Source organism: Paenibacillus agricola, from assembly GCF_011440305.1.
Taxonomy (GTDB): Bacteria; Bacillota; Bacilli; order Paenibacillales; family NBRC-103111; genus Paenibacillus_S; species Paenibacillus_S agricola.
The window spans coordinates 148,122-165,120 of record NZ_JAAOIW010000007.1 but is presented as its reverse complement, the minus strand read 5'-3'; the positions used below and the strand labels follow the sequence as shown (position 1 = coordinate 165,120).

Below are 16,999 nucleotides of genomic sequence, written 5' to 3'. Positions count from 1 at the left end.
ATACCTATAATATTTACTCTTTAACTGCCCCAGCCGTCATTCCTTGAGTAAAGTACCGTTGGAATAATATGAAGATCAACAGCATCGGAATTGCAGCAACCGTAGCCCCTGCCATCTTATATGCAAAGTTCGGATTCAAATCCTGCATCAAGGTTGCGGTACCCACCATCAAAGTTTTCATGTTTTTCTCTTGACCTACGACGGATTGCCATAAGTAATCGTTCCAAACTTGAACGAAGTTCAATATAAATAATGCGCCGATACCCGGTTTAACAATAGGCAGCATAATCTGAACAAAAGTCTTCCATTCGCCAGCGCCATCAATTCTAGCTGCTTCTCTTAATGCATTCGGTGTCGCATCGAAAAAACCTTTTAATAAGAATACGCCAAAAGCGGTAGCGACGTTCGGCCAGATCATCCCGTTGAAACTATTGACCATCCCGAATTGTTGTGTGATCCGGAACAAAGGCACAATCATGATTTCTTTAGGAATCATCAGACTCGCAATAAAAATGATGAATATGGTGTCTTTGCCTTTAAACGTAAGTTTTGAGAAGGAGTATGCAGCCATCGCACCTACGATGATAACAAGGACTGTGGTAACACCAGATACATATAAGCTGTTGAATGCCCATCTTAAAGCCGGTTGGCTTTGAAACACATCCGCATAGTTGGAGAAAGTAATTGTAGAAGGCCACCAGTCAGGCGGCATCTTCACAACATCCGAGCTGTTTTTTAGAGAACTAGTAAATAACCAATACAAAGGAAACAAGTTGAAAAGCGCAAGAAGAAAGATGATCACATTCGATATCACATCAAATTTTTCCATTTTTTTCTTGTTATTTGTCTTCGCCATACTGACTACCCCCTTACTTATCATCCTTAATCAAACTTCTTAACTGAGGCATGGACAACAACAATGTAATCACGAACATAATAACTCCTACCGCTGAAGCTGTACCGAGTTGATTAAATTTAAAGGCATTATTATATAAATAGTACATTAATGTCACAGAGGAGTTATTCGGTCCCCCGCCTGTTAAGAGCTGGATAACAACGAATATTTTCAAAACCGCAATGATGTTGATAATGACAATGTATATCGTCGTAGATCTGACAGAAGGAATCAGGATTTTGAAAATAACTTGCCATCTGCTGGCACCATCCACTTCCGCAGCTTCAAACAGATCTTTAGAAACACCGAGCATCGCAGCAATATACAGGATGATTGCTTGCCCAACATTTGTAACGAATGTTACGAATATAATAACCGGCATAACCGTCTGTGTTTTCCCGAGGAGATTAACCGTCCCCATACCCATTTCCTTAGAAAAATAGGAAATAAGTCCATTAGCAGGATTCAGCAAGAAGCTCCACACCATACTCATAACGACCATAGATACCATTACGGGTATATAGTAGCTTCCTCTAATGAATGAGACATACTTAGCATTTTTATCGAATACGGCGGACGCGACAAACAATGCAAAACCAACCGTTAAGATAACGATAAAAACTACGAACACAACCGTATTAAAAAGAGCTTTATAAAATACAGGATCATTAAACAGCGTCACGTAATTGTCCAGTCCAACAAACTTCTCGCTTTGATAATTGATCTGATACAAACTAAGCCTTATGCCTTCAATAATCGGATATACCAGAAAAACTAAGAAAATCAGCATCTGCGGCAAGATAAAGAAATAACCGGTAATACTTTCTTTGGTGGATTGATTACGCAATTTCATAAGTTGTACCTTTCTAATTAGCAGCCTTAGGACCTCTGTTGATCCTAAGACTGTTAATCGTTTTATTTAATTACTTTTTTTGGTAGATGACTGAATTCTCTTTATTTGTTTTAATAACCTTGTTCCCATTGGCCTGATATTCCTTCACGAACTGCTCAGGTGTTTTGGCTCCTGTATACAAGGCCTGAAGCCCAGGATAAAGAACTTCCCTTAGTTGGCTATATCCCGGAACGTTACCGGTAAAATTAAACAAATATTTGGAATTGGCATTGTATGCAGCAAACAGTGGTTTTTCGCTCTTGAACGCCTCGGAAACGGAAGTTCTTACAGGAATACCGTTCTTAGAGGATTTCACCAATTCAGGATCACTAGAGAAGAATTTAACAAAATCTTTTGCCACTTCGACTTTAGTTGCATCTTTATTCTGGAATACACTGGCTCCAACTACATAGGTGAAGGATAGTGGATCTCCGCTTTCCGATGGAATGTTGGCAAGTCGTGAATCAAACTTGGTCGATTTACCGCTAGCCATATCGATTTTCGCGTTGTTGTACAGTATCGGATTCGTGAAGCTGATCGCAAGCTGCTGATTCAGGAACATCCCGTTAGCATCATTGGACGACACGGATTCAGGACCTGGGTTCGTATAACCTGCATCTGTGATTTTCTTCAACCAAGCCGCAGCCTTAGCACCCTTCGCATCATCTAGAGCAATATTCCCCTGATCATCAAAGAATTTGTTTCCAAACATTCTCATATAAGCAAGGTTCCATGTATCCCCTTGGTTATTTACGGCAAATAAAGACATTGGGTAAGCATTGGAATACTTATCTTTAGGTAGATTGTCTTTAAGACCTTTCAAGATTTGTTCGTATTCATCTAAAGTCCATGTTTTAATTTCATTTTCTCCGCCAATGAACTTATCTAAGCCTGCGGCTTTAAACATATCTGCATTGTACACCAAGGTTCCTGGATTGTTTTGAAATGGATAGAAATAAATACTATCTCCAAAAGTGGTAGCATCCCAGTAGCTTTGGGCAATATCGCTTTTAGATGCGTCGTCCACAATATCGTTTAACGGTACCAATGCGCCACGGTGAGCATAATCCCCCATTGCAAAAATACTCTCGAAGAAGACATCTGGAGCTGTTCCACTGCTTAAATTAACGTTGAGAAGCTGATCACGCTGATCGCCGGCAATCACTTCCACGTTGATTTTCGCATCATATTTCGTGTATTGTGCCGAAAATTTCTGAGCTGCGTATTTCAAAAAGCTGTCATAGTCGGCGCCCGGTTCCGAAGCATCCAAGACACCTTTCCACTGAGGCGTCAGCCAAACCTTGAGTTCAACCTTTTTCCCAGTAGCAGTCGATCCCGCATCGGTTCCGGTTCCACTGTTAGCTTCATTATTGCCGCTCGAACATCCCGCAATAGCCGAAGTCAACATCAATAGAGCACTAGCAGATATAAGTAGGCGCTTTCTTTTCATGTATACACTACCTCTCGTTTAAAATACTTGTGATCTGACCCCGCATAAAGTTAGCCATTTTTTGATGCCCATCCAGATTAAGATGCATGTAGTCGATCTCATTCATGGAGACATACGATTTTGAATCTGCAAAATAAATGCCCGTCCCTTTAAGCAGATTTTCCAGGTGTTCAGCCAGCTCCAACGATTTTGCGCTGCACTGACTCCCCATCGGTTTGCCTATGGGTGTGTCGATATACTTCTCTCCGATCGGAGGTGGAGCAATAACTAGAACTTCTGGAGCCTGACCGGATATGCCTGAAGCGGTTCCTCTGGCTTTCTTCGCGAGTCTTACGATACCTTGTGCGATGTTGTAAGATGTTAAACCGAAACGTTCCTTCGTGTCATTGGTTCCGAGCATGATCACAACCAAATGCAAGGGTGAATGGGACATTAAACACGGATAGAGATAAGATAACCCCGACAGCCCCTCCGTTAAAGGGTCATCACATACACTCGTTCTACCGCTGAGGCCTTCTTCTATCACACGGTACGGACTCCCAAGATGAGAAGCGAGAAGAGACGTCCATCGCGTATCCTCATCGAACCTCAAATTGGTTTCCGCATCGTAGCCCCAAGTATTGGAGTCCCCGAAACATACAATCGTCTTTTTCATGGGCATCACTTGCAAAAACGTACAATAGCCTGATCGATCATTTGAATAATGCCATCGATTGGACCGGAATCCTCGTTGGTTATTCCTTCCAGCGGTGCCCTTACACTACCTACGTTTACGCCTCTTCTATTAAGGACTTCTTTGATTACTGCGTACATGGAGCCCTTTTGTGAGCACAAAGCGATAATGATGTCATTGATAGTGCTTTGGATCTGTTTGGCTTCTTCAAACTTACCTTGTTTAACGAATTCATTAGCTTGTAAGAATAATTCGGGCATCGCACTATAAGTGCCGCCAATCCCACCATCAGCGCCCATGATTCTTCCAGCAACGTATTGCTCATCAGGACCGTTGAATACGATAACATCGTCTCCGCCAGCTCTTTTGAAGCGTTCGATATCCATCGTTGGCATCGATGAGTTTTTAACACCAATAACCTTTTTGTTCACAAGAAGCTTCTCGAATAACGCTGTTGTCAACGTGTATCCTGTTGTTTGAGGAATATTATAAATAATAAAATCTAGTGGCGTTGCTTCGATAATTTCGCTCCAATATTTATATACAGCACTGTCAGGTAATTTGAAATAAATAGGTGGAATCGCAGATAAAGCATCATATCCCAATTCTGCTGCATGTTTTGCCAATTCAACACTGTCTCTCGTGGAAGGTGCACCCACATGGGCGATTAATGTCATTTTGCCTTTCAAATACTTCGCAACATAGCTGAATACTGCTTTACGTTCTTCAAGGTTTTGGTAAATGCACTCGCCGGAACTTCCTCCGACATAGACGCCTTGAACCTTTTTCTCATATAAATAATCACATAAATTTTTAGTGCGGGCTTCTGAGATATTTCCTTGATCATCATAGCATGCATAAAAGGCCGGTATGATTCCATGAAACTTTTCTAATCTCAACGAATTCCCCTCCTGGTTTTTATAATGTTAACATTGATAACATATCACAAATATTCGACAATGTAAATTAATTTCACCAATTTTAATATAATGAAAATTATTTCCACCAGTATTATACCCATCGAAAATAATGAAGTTAGAAGCTCGGTTATTGATTGTTGAGTGACTGCCTTACTGCCTCCGCCTTATTATTAATCATCTACTCATCTAATATGTAAATAGAAATTCTTTATCTTAAAACTAGAAGATAATCAGCTTTAGCTGCCGTTTCAAAGTATAAGAAAAACCGTCCGATAGAGTATCGGACGGTCCTTTGTGTGTGCTGACCCCTACCTCTGAGCGTTGGCGAGGACAGGGGTGTGGGGTCTTAGTGCTGAATAACGAAGCTGTCCACGAGATTGCCTTCGATATCGTAAGCCTGATAGGTTAACTTATCCCCTTCGATTGTGATCCCCGCAAACATCTGCTTCCCGTTCTGGAGATGGACCTTATGGTAGAAGAGGTCGTCTTTTTTTTCGTTAAACTTCGCCCCAGCCGTATTGGTTACGACGTAGACAGTACCCTCTCGATTTAGGGCGGCTTGCTCGCCATCACCCACCTTGATGCCGTTCCTGAGGGGATAAGATCTCGAATATTCATGGTTATGCCCTTGCAGCACCAAATCTACTTTAAACTCATCAAAGACGGCTATCCATTTCTCGACCTTTTTATAAGCATTACCGCCGTAGGCACCCCGATGCATAGCTATGAGCTTCCAAGGCTGATTTGTACGGGCAAGGTCTTCCCGCAGCCACTTCGTTTGCGCCTCGAAATTCGATTCTGTATTCAGCACGGCTATATGGGCATTCCCGTAATCGAAGGAATAGGCAGTACCTGGTATTGAACCTTTAGGCCCGTTATCTGGTAAATAAAAATGTGATAAATAGCGGTCGGCTACCCCATCCACCTCATCATGGTTGCCTGTGACCGGCATGAGAGGAATCTGCTTCAGCCAACTCCGCGTTTTACCGAAAAAATAATCCCATGCTGTTTCATCCTCGGGCTCCTCCACTAAATCGCCATTATGGACAATAAACTCGGCCTTCGGAAATTTAGCAAAGGCTCCATCCAAAGTATGGCCCCATAGCTCGAAATCACTCTCCGAAATCCCTTGAGAGTCAGACACGTTAAGGAACGTGAAAGCCTCCGCCCGCTGGGCTTCTGTGTTGAAAATTACAGGCTCACTCCAGCTTTGCTTCGTTTGATCCCCAACCCTATAAGCATATTCCGTGCCTGGCGCAAGGTTCGTTACCAGCACTTTATGGATGCTTTGGACTTGTTTTTTTCCCGTTTGCAAAGTGGTTGTAGTGCCAGTGAATTCGATGATGTTAGGATCGGTGAACGTTGTAGCCCCACCCTTCACCAGTTGGAGATGGGTAGCCGTATCCGTGCTCTCCGTGTACCAAGTGAAGCCGCGAGTTGTACGGGCATCGCCGTTAAATGTCGTGACTACGGACTTGGGCTGGATAGATGTGGCTGAGGATGCCGAATTCGTTGCTGGCGTTGGTGTGGACGAGTCGCCCCTTTGTACAATAACCGCTGTGACCACAACCACAACCATAATAAGCGCTAAGGCTGCAATCCAGACGGGCTCTGTATATTTTCCCATGCTTGCTCATTCCCCCTTTATGACCCCTTCCAATTCTATACACCAATTGTTAAGGGATTGTAAACATTCAGTTTGCATTCAGTTGTTATTTAGAAAGAGTTCAGTTAAGCAAGTTAAGATAGGTTTGTAAGCAAGAGGCAAGCAAAGGCTGCTTAGAGCCTGCCAAAGAAGTTCCCATCCCGATAGTTGGAGCTTAATAAGAAGAGGTGCCATATGAATACACAACTAAAATATCGTCATGAGATGAAATATTTAATTAACCACCATCAATTTTTTATTATTCGCCAAAGGCTAAAAAGCCTAATGAGCCCAGATAAGAATGCCGGGCCAACTGGGGAGTATCATATCCGAAGCTTATACTTTGATGATGTGAATAACAAGGCACTCCACGAGAAGTTGGGCGGAGTCCGCGACCGGGCTAAGTACCGCATACGTATTTACAATGTCGAAGACAATGTCATCCACTTTGAGAAAAAAATCAAACGTAACGATTATATCGCGAAGATCAAAGAACCGCTTACTCGTGATATGTACGATGCCATTATTGCAGGCGATTATGAAGTGCTGAATGATCCTAGCAAGCCACTATTCATGGAATTGTACCAGGAAATGAAGCACAAGCTGCTGCGGCCCAAGGTGATCGTCGAATATATCCGTGAGCCTTTTGTTTGCCACAACGGCAATGTCCGAATCACGTTCGATAAAGAATTAAGAACAGGCCTGCATGCAATAGACATATTTGACAAAAAGCTGTATCCGATACGGGCTATTGATGAGAATCAGACGATCCTTGAGGTCAAGTATGATGAGTATCTTCCAGAGTATATCCGGGCGGCTCTCCAGAATGAAGGTTTAAACAGGCAGTCCGCTTCTAAATATGTAATTTGTCGAAAATTTCTCAAATCTAACACGTGGGAGGATTATTAATATGGATACAACAATTTCAACAAACGTGGTGGCTGCTACAGCTACGCCTGCGGCTACTGCCGCCAATGCGGCAACAAATGCCACTACTGCCGCTACTAATTTTACAGATATTATAAAAAATTCAGTCGTCAATAACTTTGTATCCGATATCGATTTGACCAAGATGCTGCTTTCGTTGGCGGTTGCCTTTTTTATCGGATTTTTCATTTATTTGCTCTATAAACGGGTATTCAGCGGTGTATTGTATTCGAAAAGCTTCAATATATCGTTAATCGGCATGACGATGGTAACAGCAATGGTCATTATCGCCGTTAACTCCAACCTGGTGTTATCACTCGGGATGGTCGGTGCGCTCTCGATTGTTCGTTTCCGTACACCAATCAAAGATCCAACTGACCTGATTTTCCTGTTCTGGGCTGCGGCCGCGGGTATTGTCTCAGGAGCTGGCTTTTATACATTAGCTTTTGCAGGATCGGCTATTATCGGTGTGGTCATGTTTCTTTTCATCAAAAAAACGTCCTTCGAAACTCCTTATTTACTCGTTATTAACTGCGATGGAGATGAAAGTGAAAAGGAAATCCATACGCTTGTAGGCAAATTAGTGAAAAGATATAACGTTAAGCAAAAAACAGTGACACGTGGAAACATCGAAACGACACTTGAAGTGCGATTGAATGATAACGAAGGTCAATTTGTAAACCAAATCTCTGGACTGAATGGTGTCAAAAGTGCCGTGCTTATCAGCTATAGTGGTGATTATGTGTCTTAAGCTGGACATTTGTGCAAGAAAGGAGGCTGTTAAACATGAAAGCAAAGTGGATGCCGATGCTGTTAAGTTCTCGCTTTTGGGATAACGGGCTGTTCGGTGGCTGATAGCTGGTCCAGCATAAGCAGTGCAGTAACCGCCGTATCCTCAACAGCATCGAAAAATCAGCAAAGTGTAGAAACTAGTGTGTTTCCTAAAGACCGTGTTGTGGATGTGAAAATAACGCTGGCAGCGGCCGATTTTCAGGATATGCTGGACAATGCCAGCAATGAAGAATATAAAACTGCATCCGTCGATTACAATGGCCAGCATTTTGACAATGTGGCGATTCGCACAAAAGGAAACCTGAGCTTAAGAAGCGTGGTCAGCTCCGATTCTGACCGTTACAGCTTCAAGATTGCGTTCGACGAGTATATAACTAGCCAAAATTTATTCGGTCTTACTAAGATTAACCTTAACAATAATTACAGTGATAATTCCTACATGCGGGAGTTTCTGACCTATGAATTGGCTGAAAGTATGGGGCTGCCAACTCCCGAATATTCCTTTATTAATGTGTATATTAATGGTGAGCTCAAAGGCTTTTACCTGGCAGTCGAACAAATTGGTGAGTCTTATCTGGAGCGTAATTTTGGTAACGCCTATGGTGCCCTCTACAAAGCTAACGGTGGGACAGGCAGTGAATTAACATGGTTGGAAACGCTTGAAGCCTATATGGGCTTGGATTTGAAATCAGAATCGTCCAATGATGCTGTCATTCTTGATATGCTGAAGGAGCTAAACACAGGCACTGATTATGAGAAGGTACTGGATGTGGATGAAACCCTTAAATTCATTGCCCTGAATGTGTTAACAGCTAATATGGACAGCTATTTGGGCAGCAATAAGCATAACTATTATTTGTATGAAGATGAAGGAGTATTCTCGATATTGCCTTGGGATTATAATATGGCTTTCGGTGGACTTGGCGGATCAGGCATACTGATTGATGAACCTACGCAAGGGAGCTTAGCAGAGCGCCCGCTGGTCGACAAGCTGCTTAAAGTCGATGCCTATAAACAAAAGTACCATCAATATTTGACCGATAGCATCCAAGGCTACTTGTCGAACGATGTATTCGCAGCCCGGGTTCAAGAGCTGTCGAAGCTGATCTCGAGCTATGTCGAAAAGGATCCTACCGCTTTCTACACCTATGCGGAGTATCAGCAGGGAGTTACGCAGTTAACGACGTTTGCCACTCAGCAGACTGAAACGATTGCGAAGCAACTGGCTGGAACTAGCCCATCGTCAGGCGATGGCACAGGCAGCGGCGGCGGTATGGGCGGTGGCATGGGCGGCGGCATGGGCGGTGGCATGGGCGGCGGTGGCGGCATGGGTGGCGGTAAGCCAGGCGCAGCCGCACCAGCAGCGCAGGGCGCCCAAGGCGCAGCCGCACCAGCGGCGCAGCTCGCCCAAGGCGCAGCCGCACCAGCAGCGCAGCTCGCCCAAGGCGCAGCCGCACCAGCAGCGCAGCTCGCCCAAGGCGCAGCCGCACCAGCAGCGCAGGGCGCCCAAGGCGCAGCCGCACCAGCGGCGCAGCTTGCCCAAGGCGCAGCCGCACCAGCAGCGCAGGGTGCCCAAGGCGCAGCCGCACCAGCGGCGCAGCTCGCCCAAGGTGCAGCCGCACCAGCTGCGCAGGGTGCCCAAGGCGCAGCCGCACCAGCGGCGCAGGGTGCCCCAGGCGCTCCAGCCGGCAATGCTGGCCAAGGGCAAAGGCAGGGCGGCCAAGGAGGCCCTCCTGGCGGCATGGGTGGCGCTCCCGGCGGCGGAGGCATGGGCGGCGGACCCGGCGGTGGCGGGTTTGGTGCGCAAAATGCACAGCCACAGGGAAGCGCCAAAGAAGCTATAGCTGCAGGCTCAGCATTTGTCCTGCTTCTGTTATCCTGCCTGTTCGTGGCACTCTACAAAAGAAGAAGGCTGTAGCCGCTATCTCTCAATACGGGCTAGCTAGGTTAGTTAATTTGGCCCTTTACTTGTCCTTATTGTCAATGGTCAAGGTTTCCAAGCGCATCTCATAATCAACCTCAAACTTCATTTTTTCCCAATAGCTTAACCAAGTCTCCTCACTCATAGGCTGCCTAAACGGAGCCAGAGTGAGGTTTCCTATTTGTATAGGGTCAACCTTTAGCTTCTGCAATTTAACAAGCAAGTCAGAGGTATGCGTCTCCATATACCGTTCCACCTCTTGATTAAGCCGAAGTAGCTGTCCCTGGTCGAGGACTTGCATATCGGCCTGATAATCCTCAATACGACCGGATAGATCAACTTTAACAGATAGCGACGAATAATCTTCATTGAATTTCATATCAACATGAGAGCGAAGCTGGCCAATAGAAACGGACAGCTCCGGGATGGGGAGAAGCTTGAGATAATAATCGTTACTGATGAGCTGGAAGATGTGGTCGTCGATATGTGTGGCTGTCGTGATAAGCTTATCATCTTTAAAAACAGCTGTTCCTTTGTATGCAAAATTTTCTTTATTGACTTTAAAAACAGGTAAAATCGGGTCAGAATAGGGGGTGTACAGCCTTTTCAAATACTGGTGCAGATTGACCACGGTGATTTCGCCTTGGTTATTTCTCTCGTAGTGATGGAACATGCGGTAAAGAAAATAATCGAGGTTTTCTTGTTTTATTAGCTGGCTAGCTATGTACTCGTCGAAATTTCCTTGAACAATGACCAGATAAAGACGCTGAGTAATATTCGGATCCATGGAAATCATGTTAAGCAGCGGGATCAACCCTTTTTTGGCGACATCATCTTGAATAAACAACATGCGAAGCTGTCCAAGCTTCATTTCCCGATAGTGGATCAGATTAAAGCCTTGGATGCCTTGCTTCATTAGGTCCACCTGCTGGCTGAGCAGACGTTTTTTTTCGTTAATCAGGGGCGGTACCAAGGTGCTAATGGTAAATTTCCCGTTTTCTCCGTTACTGATGGACCAAAAAATGACAGGGGCTAGCTCTTCGATTGTATTATTTTCCATATAAGGGGAGCACCCATTGACGATAAGAAGGCTTCCGACGACAGCCCTTAACATTAGTTTCTTGAACCGATTCATATTAGGCACGCCCCTTGTTACGTTTCACGGCAATCAGCAGCACTGTGGGAATTAATGCATAGGTGGACGCACCCAGCCAGATTTGCAGCTCCGTCCATAGCTTTATACCGAATGCTCCGTCCCAATAATGACTTGCCAAAGCTAGCCAAAGAAATATCAGTAAAGGGGTCAACAGGAAACCGATTAAAGTCGTTGGCTTGTGTACGTTTCCGAGCGTGATTCTGGTAGCCCCATAACAGATTAACAGGAAGAGGGCGAGCGCATAGACGAAGGCAGCCATATGGATCGATAGCAATATGACATCCACTCGCTCAAAAACGGGGGATTGCAGGTAACGGCTTATATTAACGATTGGAAAACTGATCCTGCTCAAATAACTGGAGCCATAAAATAGTAAACTTATAATAAATAAAAACAAATGTTCGATCACCGTACCTGCATTAGCCCATGTCAAAGAGGATAACGTCTGCTTTTGCGGGTGTAGCCAAGGTGCCAAGAAGATCAAATATTCCGGACCGGACAAAGCGGAGAACATCATTAACAATGATTTCCAGGAGTGCATAGACCAATCGTAGGGAATCAACGGGTATAAATTATGAATGGAAACTGAGGGTAAAGAAAAGACGGGAAGGAATAAGACAGTAATCCATACGGTACCCAAAAAAATAATAATAACAAAGCGGATCATATTATCCATCCCTTGCAGGGCTAAGTAACAACCCATAAGAAAGCTAAATAATAGCAGCCATATTTTACTCATCGATGGAAATATAAATTGATGCAAAACATCGACATAGCCCAATGTAATCACGGTTATTTTAATAAGGAGGATACAGAGGCCGAGGCAAGCAAGCACGCGGACCGCCTTTGCACCAAAGAGCTGCACGAATCCTTCATATCCCCTTGTAGAATAAACAGAGGCAAACCATTTGGATAGGATAACTAGGTTGAGCTGCGACAACAGGCCTACGGCGATGATGCCCCCGATCATATAGGGAAAGGTCAAATACATAGGCATGATCAAAACAAAATAAAGAATTTGCAGCCGATTCATCAAAAAGATGGTGTACACGCCGCCATAGATAGCCTTTTTCTCGAATAAAGAAGAGTGGGGCACTTTATTTTCTCCTTTTTTGGGTTCGCCATTTGTTCAGGGGATGCAAGTATTCAGGACGGACCTTCATAGTGGGCAATGGACCTCGGATGAACAGATCGACCCAATCCTTCCAGTAGAAGGGTGCCAGGGGTGCCAGGTAAGGTTGATTTAGGGAAGTCAAGCTATTCAGATGCGCCAGAACAGCAATCATACCCAGCATGATGCCGGGAATGCCTAGCAAAGTCGAGCATACTAGGAACACCAACTGAAGTAATAGGCTGGATTTAGTCACCAAATAATTAGGCACCAAGAATGAAGCAACCGCTGAAATTCCAATCAAAACAATTAGCACCTTGCTGGCAAATCCTGCTTCAACCGCTGCTTGTCCAATTACGATACCGCCAATCACCCCTAACGTTTGGCTTGTCTTGGTAGGCATGCGCAGACTGGCTTCTTTGATGATTTCAAGCGTAGCTACCATCAGGAAGGCTTCCCAGAAAGGAGTAAAAGGCATTTTGCTTCTCGATTCTAGAATGACAAAAAGAATGGGCAACGGAATGATCTGGTAATGGTGTGTCGTTAAAGCCACATAAAGTGGGATCAAAGTAATAGAGATAAAAAAGCCGATGTAGCGGAGGCAGCGTAATAGACTGGCAATCAACCAACGATTGATATAATCCTCTGGAGACTGGAATAGATGAAATAAAGTCACAGGAGCGACCAACGTAAAGGGTGTGTTATTCACTAGTACTACAAGCTTGCCCAGCCCCAAAGAATAGGCACAAGAATCAGGCCTGTCGGTCTGCAAAAACTGTGGAAAAATACTATTATTGTGGTCCTCCATAAAGGCGGCTACGTGGGAGGAATCCAGGAACATATCAAAATTTATGGAGGCTAACTTGCTTCTCGCAACGGATACAAGCTCCGGATTGGTCAAGCCATCTATGTACATGAGGACAACGGTAGTTTGAGTTAAATAGCCGACCGTGAAAGCTTCCGATTTTAGGGCAGCTATAGGCAATCTCCTGCGAATTAGTGTAATATTGATGTCTATTTGTTCAGTGAAGCTATCTAGGGGTCCGAATAATATGGTCTCTGTCTCAGATGGCTGGATCGAGCGGCTTACTTGAGACTGTAAAGGAACAGCCCACCATAAGCCGGATGAACAGTCATGGATCACCACCGACCCTTGAAAAATTTGCTGTTGGGCCTCCGCCAAAGTCGACAATTTGGAAATCTTGGCAGCAGCTATGCAATTATGTATCGTTTCCTGGGGATAACAGTCCAGCGGCTCGATAATCACTTCATTTAGACGTTCCAGGTCGATAAGTGTTTTAAGGTAGATTAGGGCGAGCTTTTCGCCTGTAATAGTTGGAAGTTCGATTATTTCCGCATCATGCATATTGGCGAGTGCATGCTTAAGTGCATCTAACGATAGCGGTTCAGATGGGTTGGAGGGATTAGACAAGCTATCGACAGGTCGTTCAGGTTTATGAGGTTTAATAGGCTTGATGGCAATCACCCAAATTCGCAAAAGTTAATCTTGATTCGCGTTATTGTGCTCTATCCTCTATCGATTTATGCATCCAAAGTGGTAAAAAGATGATACGACCAAAGGTAAAAAAGCCCCTTCCAACATTACGTTGGAAGGGGCTTTACGTTAGAAGCGAACTCATTATATAACTAGCAGATTAAATGATACCGTGGGCAAGCATGGAGTCGGCAACTTTAATGAATCCGGCGATATTAGCGCCAACGACGAGGTTGCCAGGATGTCCATATTCCTCGGCAGCTTCGACAGAATTTCGGTAAATATTTTTCATGATCACATGGAGCTTGTCGTCCACTTCGTGGAAGGTCCAAGAATATCTCATGCTGTTTTGTGCCATTTCAAGTGCTGATACCGCTACGCCACCAGCATTGGCGGCTTTCGCAGGTCCGAATAACACATCATTTTTCAAAAATACATCGATCGCTTCCAACGAGGAAGGCATATTGGCACCCTCGCCGACCGCTTTAACCCCGTTTAAGACCAAGGTATGCGCCGCTGCCTCATCAATTTCATTTTGCGTAGCGCAAGGAAGGGCGATATCGCAGGCGATGGACCAAATGTTCTCACAGCCCTCGATATAAATGGCACCTGGATGCTCCTTCACGTATTCGGAAATCCGGCTTCTTTCGACTTCCTTTAATCTTTGCACAGTTTCCAGCTTAATCCCGTCTTTATCGTAAATATAGCCGTTGGAATCGCTGCAGGCGACGACCGTAGCACCCAGTTGGGCAGCCTTTTGGATCGCATAGATCGCTACGTTGCCGGAGCCGGACACGACGACGGTGCTTCCTTCAAAGCTTAATCCTTTGGATTTCAGCATTTCATTCACAAAATAAACAGCTCCATAGCCGGTAGCTTCCGTACGCACCAAGCTGCCGCCATAAAGAAGGCCTTTACCTGTCAGCACCCCGGACGGATGGCCGCCATGGAGCTTTTTGTATTGCCCGAACATAAAGCCAATTTCTCTTGCGCCTACACCGATATCACCAGCAGGGACGTCAGAGTCAGGTCCGATATATTTATACAATTCCGTCATAAAGCTCTGGGTAAAGCGCATGACTTCGCCATCGGACTTTCCTTTCGGGTCAAAATCCGATCCGCCTTTACCGCCGCCAATGGGCTGTCCGGTAAGCGAGTTTTTCAACGTTTGTTCGAAGCCCAGAAATTTAATAATACTGGCATTAACCGAAGGATGGAACCGTAGTCCCCCCTTGTAAGGTCCGATCGCACTGTTGAATTGAACGCGGAATCCGCGGTTGACCTGTACTTTCCCTTGGTCATCTACCCAAGGTACACGGAAGGAGACCATCCGCTCCGGCTCGACGATGCGCTCAAGGATGCCATTTTTCATATATTTGGGATGCTTAGCCATGACAGGAACTAAGGAATCGAGAATTTCTTTGACAGCTTGATGAAACTCGTTTTCAAAAGGATTGCGCTTGATTACCGATTCAAATACTTTTTGTACATAATTTCTTGCTAGTATCTCTGCTTCATTTAACTCGGCTTCGACCGTGGAATTCATAGTGTTCACTAAAATTCTACCACCTTCATTGAAGTAATTTTGAAATCATTCAGGAATTATGTTGAAGTGTTTTCCGTCTGCTGTTATTACACCGTTCATCTTATCATTTTTACATAATTAGCGGTTTGCGGCAACAATTATTTACATGTAGTGTTAATATTGTGCATGAAACACAATAAAAAATGAATATTTTTAGGCCAATCGTACATCGCCATGAATAATAATTCTGAAAACCCGCATAAAATAAACGAAAAAGGTGCTAGTAAAGTCCTCCTATATCCATAGGAACAATATACAAGATCTAGGAAAACCGCTCCAAAGCGTTGCAATTCCTCAGGAAAACATTTATAATTTTTTGTGAATGATAACCGTTATCATTTGAGTTTGTTTTTTGCACACAACCCCGTATGTTATTCATTAATTCTTTATTTTTCCCTGCAACCTTTTGAAGTTTTTAGCGTATACGGAGTGGATACTTCTGTGTCCAGAATGGATCAAGAGAGGAAGATTTATTAGAATGTCGCAAAAGGAACAAAGCAGCTGGCGCAAAGATATTGCACCCTACGAAAGACCACATATGAAGCATAGTGTGTGGCAAATTATTAACACGATTGTTCCATTTTTTGCGTTATGGTACGTTGCTTATTTAAGTTTATCGGTTTCTTATTGGATTACTCTTCCCTTGACTATTGTGGCTGGAGGTTTTCTGGTACGTACTTTTATTATCTTCCACGATTGCTGCCATAAATCATTTTTCAAAAATAAAATCGCCAACGAAATCGTAGGCACGTTCACCGGCATTTTGACCTGCGTTCCTTTCCGCCAATGGAGACACACGCATTCGGTACACCACGCAACTAGCGGTAACCTGGATAAACGGGGTACCGGGGACATCTGGACGCTCACCTTGGATGAGTATTTGGCTTCATCGATGCTGCGCCGTTTGGTTTACCGGATTTACCGAAATCCGTTTACGATCCTCGTTATCGGGCCGATCTACATATTTCTAATTGATTACCGCTTTAATCGCAGAAACATTGCCATGAAAGAGCGGATTAACACCTATATCACTAACCTGGGCATCTTCGGCTCAGCAGCATTGCTTTCCTGGACGCTAGGCTGGGAAACGTTTCTCCTCATCCAGGTTCCGATTTTTTTAATCTCGGGCACAGCTGGTATTTGGATGTTCTACGTGCAGCATCAGTTCGAGGAGACCTACTTTGAGAACAATGAGAAATGGGAATATGTGAAAGCGGCTATGCAGGGCAGCTCGTTTTACAATCTTCCGAGAGTGCTTCACTGGATCACCGGCAATATCGGGTTCCACCATATCCACCATTTGAGCCCGCGTGTGCCCAACTATTACCTTGAGAATGTCCATAATGCTAATCCCGTCCTGCGGGATGTAGAAACCATCACGATCCGCTCAAGCATTCAATTGCTCCGTTTTCGTATCTGGGATGACCAAAACAAGCGGTTTATCGGGTTTAAGGATATTAAGCATTTGGCAGTTAACCGTAAAGTGGCAGAAGAAATGTAAAGCAGTCTTTGTTGGATCAGAAAAAACAGCCTCCAG

At 44.4% G+C, this 16,999-nt stretch carries 14 protein-coding genes; 4 read left to right on the top strand and 10 right to left on the bottom strand.

All coding sequences use genetic code 11. The features are described from left to right. Positions 1 to 13 precede the first annotated feature (13 nt). The 6 genes from G9U52_RS19845 to G9U52_RS19820 form a co-directional block, all read right to left on the bottom strand. Positions 14 to 856, bottom strand: a complete 843-nt coding sequence (locus G9U52_RS19845) for a carbohydrate ABC transporter permease (RefSeq protein WP_166152377.1) — start codon at positions 854 to 856, stop codon at positions 14 to 16. A gap of 13 nt (positions 857 to 869) precedes the next feature. Further along, positions 870 to 1,748, bottom strand: a complete 879-nt coding sequence (locus tag G9U52_RS19840) for a carbohydrate ABC transporter permease (protein WP_166152376.1) — start codon at positions 1,746 to 1,748, stop codon at positions 870 to 872. A gap of 70 nt (positions 1,749 to 1,818) precedes the next feature. Continuing rightward, positions 1,819 to 3,237 carry an ABC transporter substrate-binding protein gene (locus G9U52_RS19835; protein WP_166152375.1) on the bottom strand — a complete coding sequence of 473 codons (1,419 nt, stop codon included), beginning with the start codon at positions 3,235 to 3,237 and terminating at the stop codon, positions 1,819 to 1,821. Positions 3,238 to 3,244: 7 nt separating this feature from the next. Then, positions 3,245 to 3,892, bottom strand: coding sequence for an SGNH/GDSL hydrolase family protein (locus tag G9U52_RS19830; RefSeq protein ID WP_166152374.1), 648 nt, complete (start codon positions 3,890 to 3,892; stop codon positions 3,245 to 3,247). A gap of 5 nt (positions 3,893 to 3,897) precedes the next feature. Further along, complete coding sequence (locus G9U52_RS19825) at positions 3,898 to 4,809, bottom strand: dihydrodipicolinate synthase family protein (protein WP_166152373.1); 912 nt, start codon at positions 4,807 to 4,809, stop codon at positions 3,898 to 3,900. Between the two features lie 367 nt (positions 4,810 to 5,176). Further along, complete coding sequence (locus tag G9U52_RS19820; RefSeq protein ID WP_243767453.1) at positions 5,177 to 6,457, bottom strand: purple acid phosphatase family protein; 1,281 nt, start codon at positions 6,455 to 6,457, stop codon at positions 5,177 to 5,179. A 213-nt stretch (positions 6,458 to 6,670) separates the two neighbouring features. Between G9U52_RS19820 and G9U52_RS19815 the strand changes: the two genes are divergently transcribed. The 3 genes from G9U52_RS19815 (at position 6,671) to G9U52_RS19805 (ending at position 10,112) form a co-directional block, all read left to right on the top strand. Continuing rightward, on the top strand, positions 6,671 to 7,384 hold the full coding sequence (locus G9U52_RS19815) for a polyphosphate polymerase domain-containing protein (RefSeq protein WP_166152372.1): 714 nt from the start codon (positions 6,671 to 6,673) through the stop codon (positions 7,382 to 7,384). Between the two features lies 1 nt (position 7,385). Further along, positions 7,386 to 8,153 carry a DUF4956 domain-containing protein gene (locus G9U52_RS19810; protein ID WP_166152371.1) on the top strand — a complete coding sequence of 256 codons (768 nt, stop codon included), beginning with the start codon at positions 7,386 to 7,388 and terminating at the stop codon, positions 8,151 to 8,153. Positions 8,154 to 8,249: 96 nt separating this feature from the next. Next, positions 8,250 to 10,112 (top strand): CotH kinase family protein, encoded by a 1,863-nt coding sequence (locus G9U52_RS19805; protein ID WP_311764898.1) that lies wholly within the window; start codon positions 8,250 to 8,252, stop codon positions 10,110 to 10,112. A 46-nt stretch (positions 10,113 to 10,158) separates the two neighbouring features. Here G9U52_RS19805 and G9U52_RS19800 read toward each other — a convergent pair whose 3' ends face one another. From G9U52_RS19800 to gdhA, 4 genes are all read right to left on the bottom strand, one after another. Then, positions 10,159 to 11,175 (bottom strand): Ger(x)C family spore germination protein, encoded by a 1,017-nt coding sequence (locus G9U52_RS19800; RefSeq protein WP_243767452.1) that lies wholly within the window; start codon positions 11,173 to 11,175, stop codon positions 10,159 to 10,161. A 76-nt stretch (positions 11,176 to 11,251) separates the two neighbouring features. Next, a complete protein-coding gene (locus G9U52_RS19795; protein ID WP_311764897.1) occupies positions 11,252 to 12,367 on the bottom strand; it encodes a GerAB/ArcD/ProY family transporter in 1,116 nt (371 codons plus the stop codon). 1 nt (position 12,368) lies between these two features. After that, positions 12,369 to 13,814, bottom strand: a complete 1,446-nt coding sequence (locus G9U52_RS19790) for a spore germination protein (RefSeq protein ID WP_243767466.1) — start codon at positions 13,812 to 13,814, stop codon at positions 12,369 to 12,371. 223 nt (positions 13,815 to 14,037) lie between these two features. Then, a complete protein-coding gene (gene gdhA, locus G9U52_RS19785) occupies positions 14,038 to 15,423 on the bottom strand; it encodes an NADP-specific glutamate dehydrogenase (protein ID WP_166152565.1) in 1,386 nt (461 codons plus the stop codon). A 517-nt stretch (positions 15,424 to 15,940) separates the two neighbouring features. On the opposite strand from gdhA, the gene desA reads away from it, so the two are divergent. Further along, positions 15,941 to 16,963 carry a Delta(5) desaturase DesA gene (gene desA, locus G9U52_RS19780; RefSeq protein ID WP_166152369.1) on the top strand — a complete coding sequence of 341 codons (1,023 nt, stop codon included), beginning with the start codon at positions 15,941 to 15,943 and terminating at the stop codon, positions 16,961 to 16,963. Positions 16,964 to 16,999 lie beyond the last annotated feature (36 nt).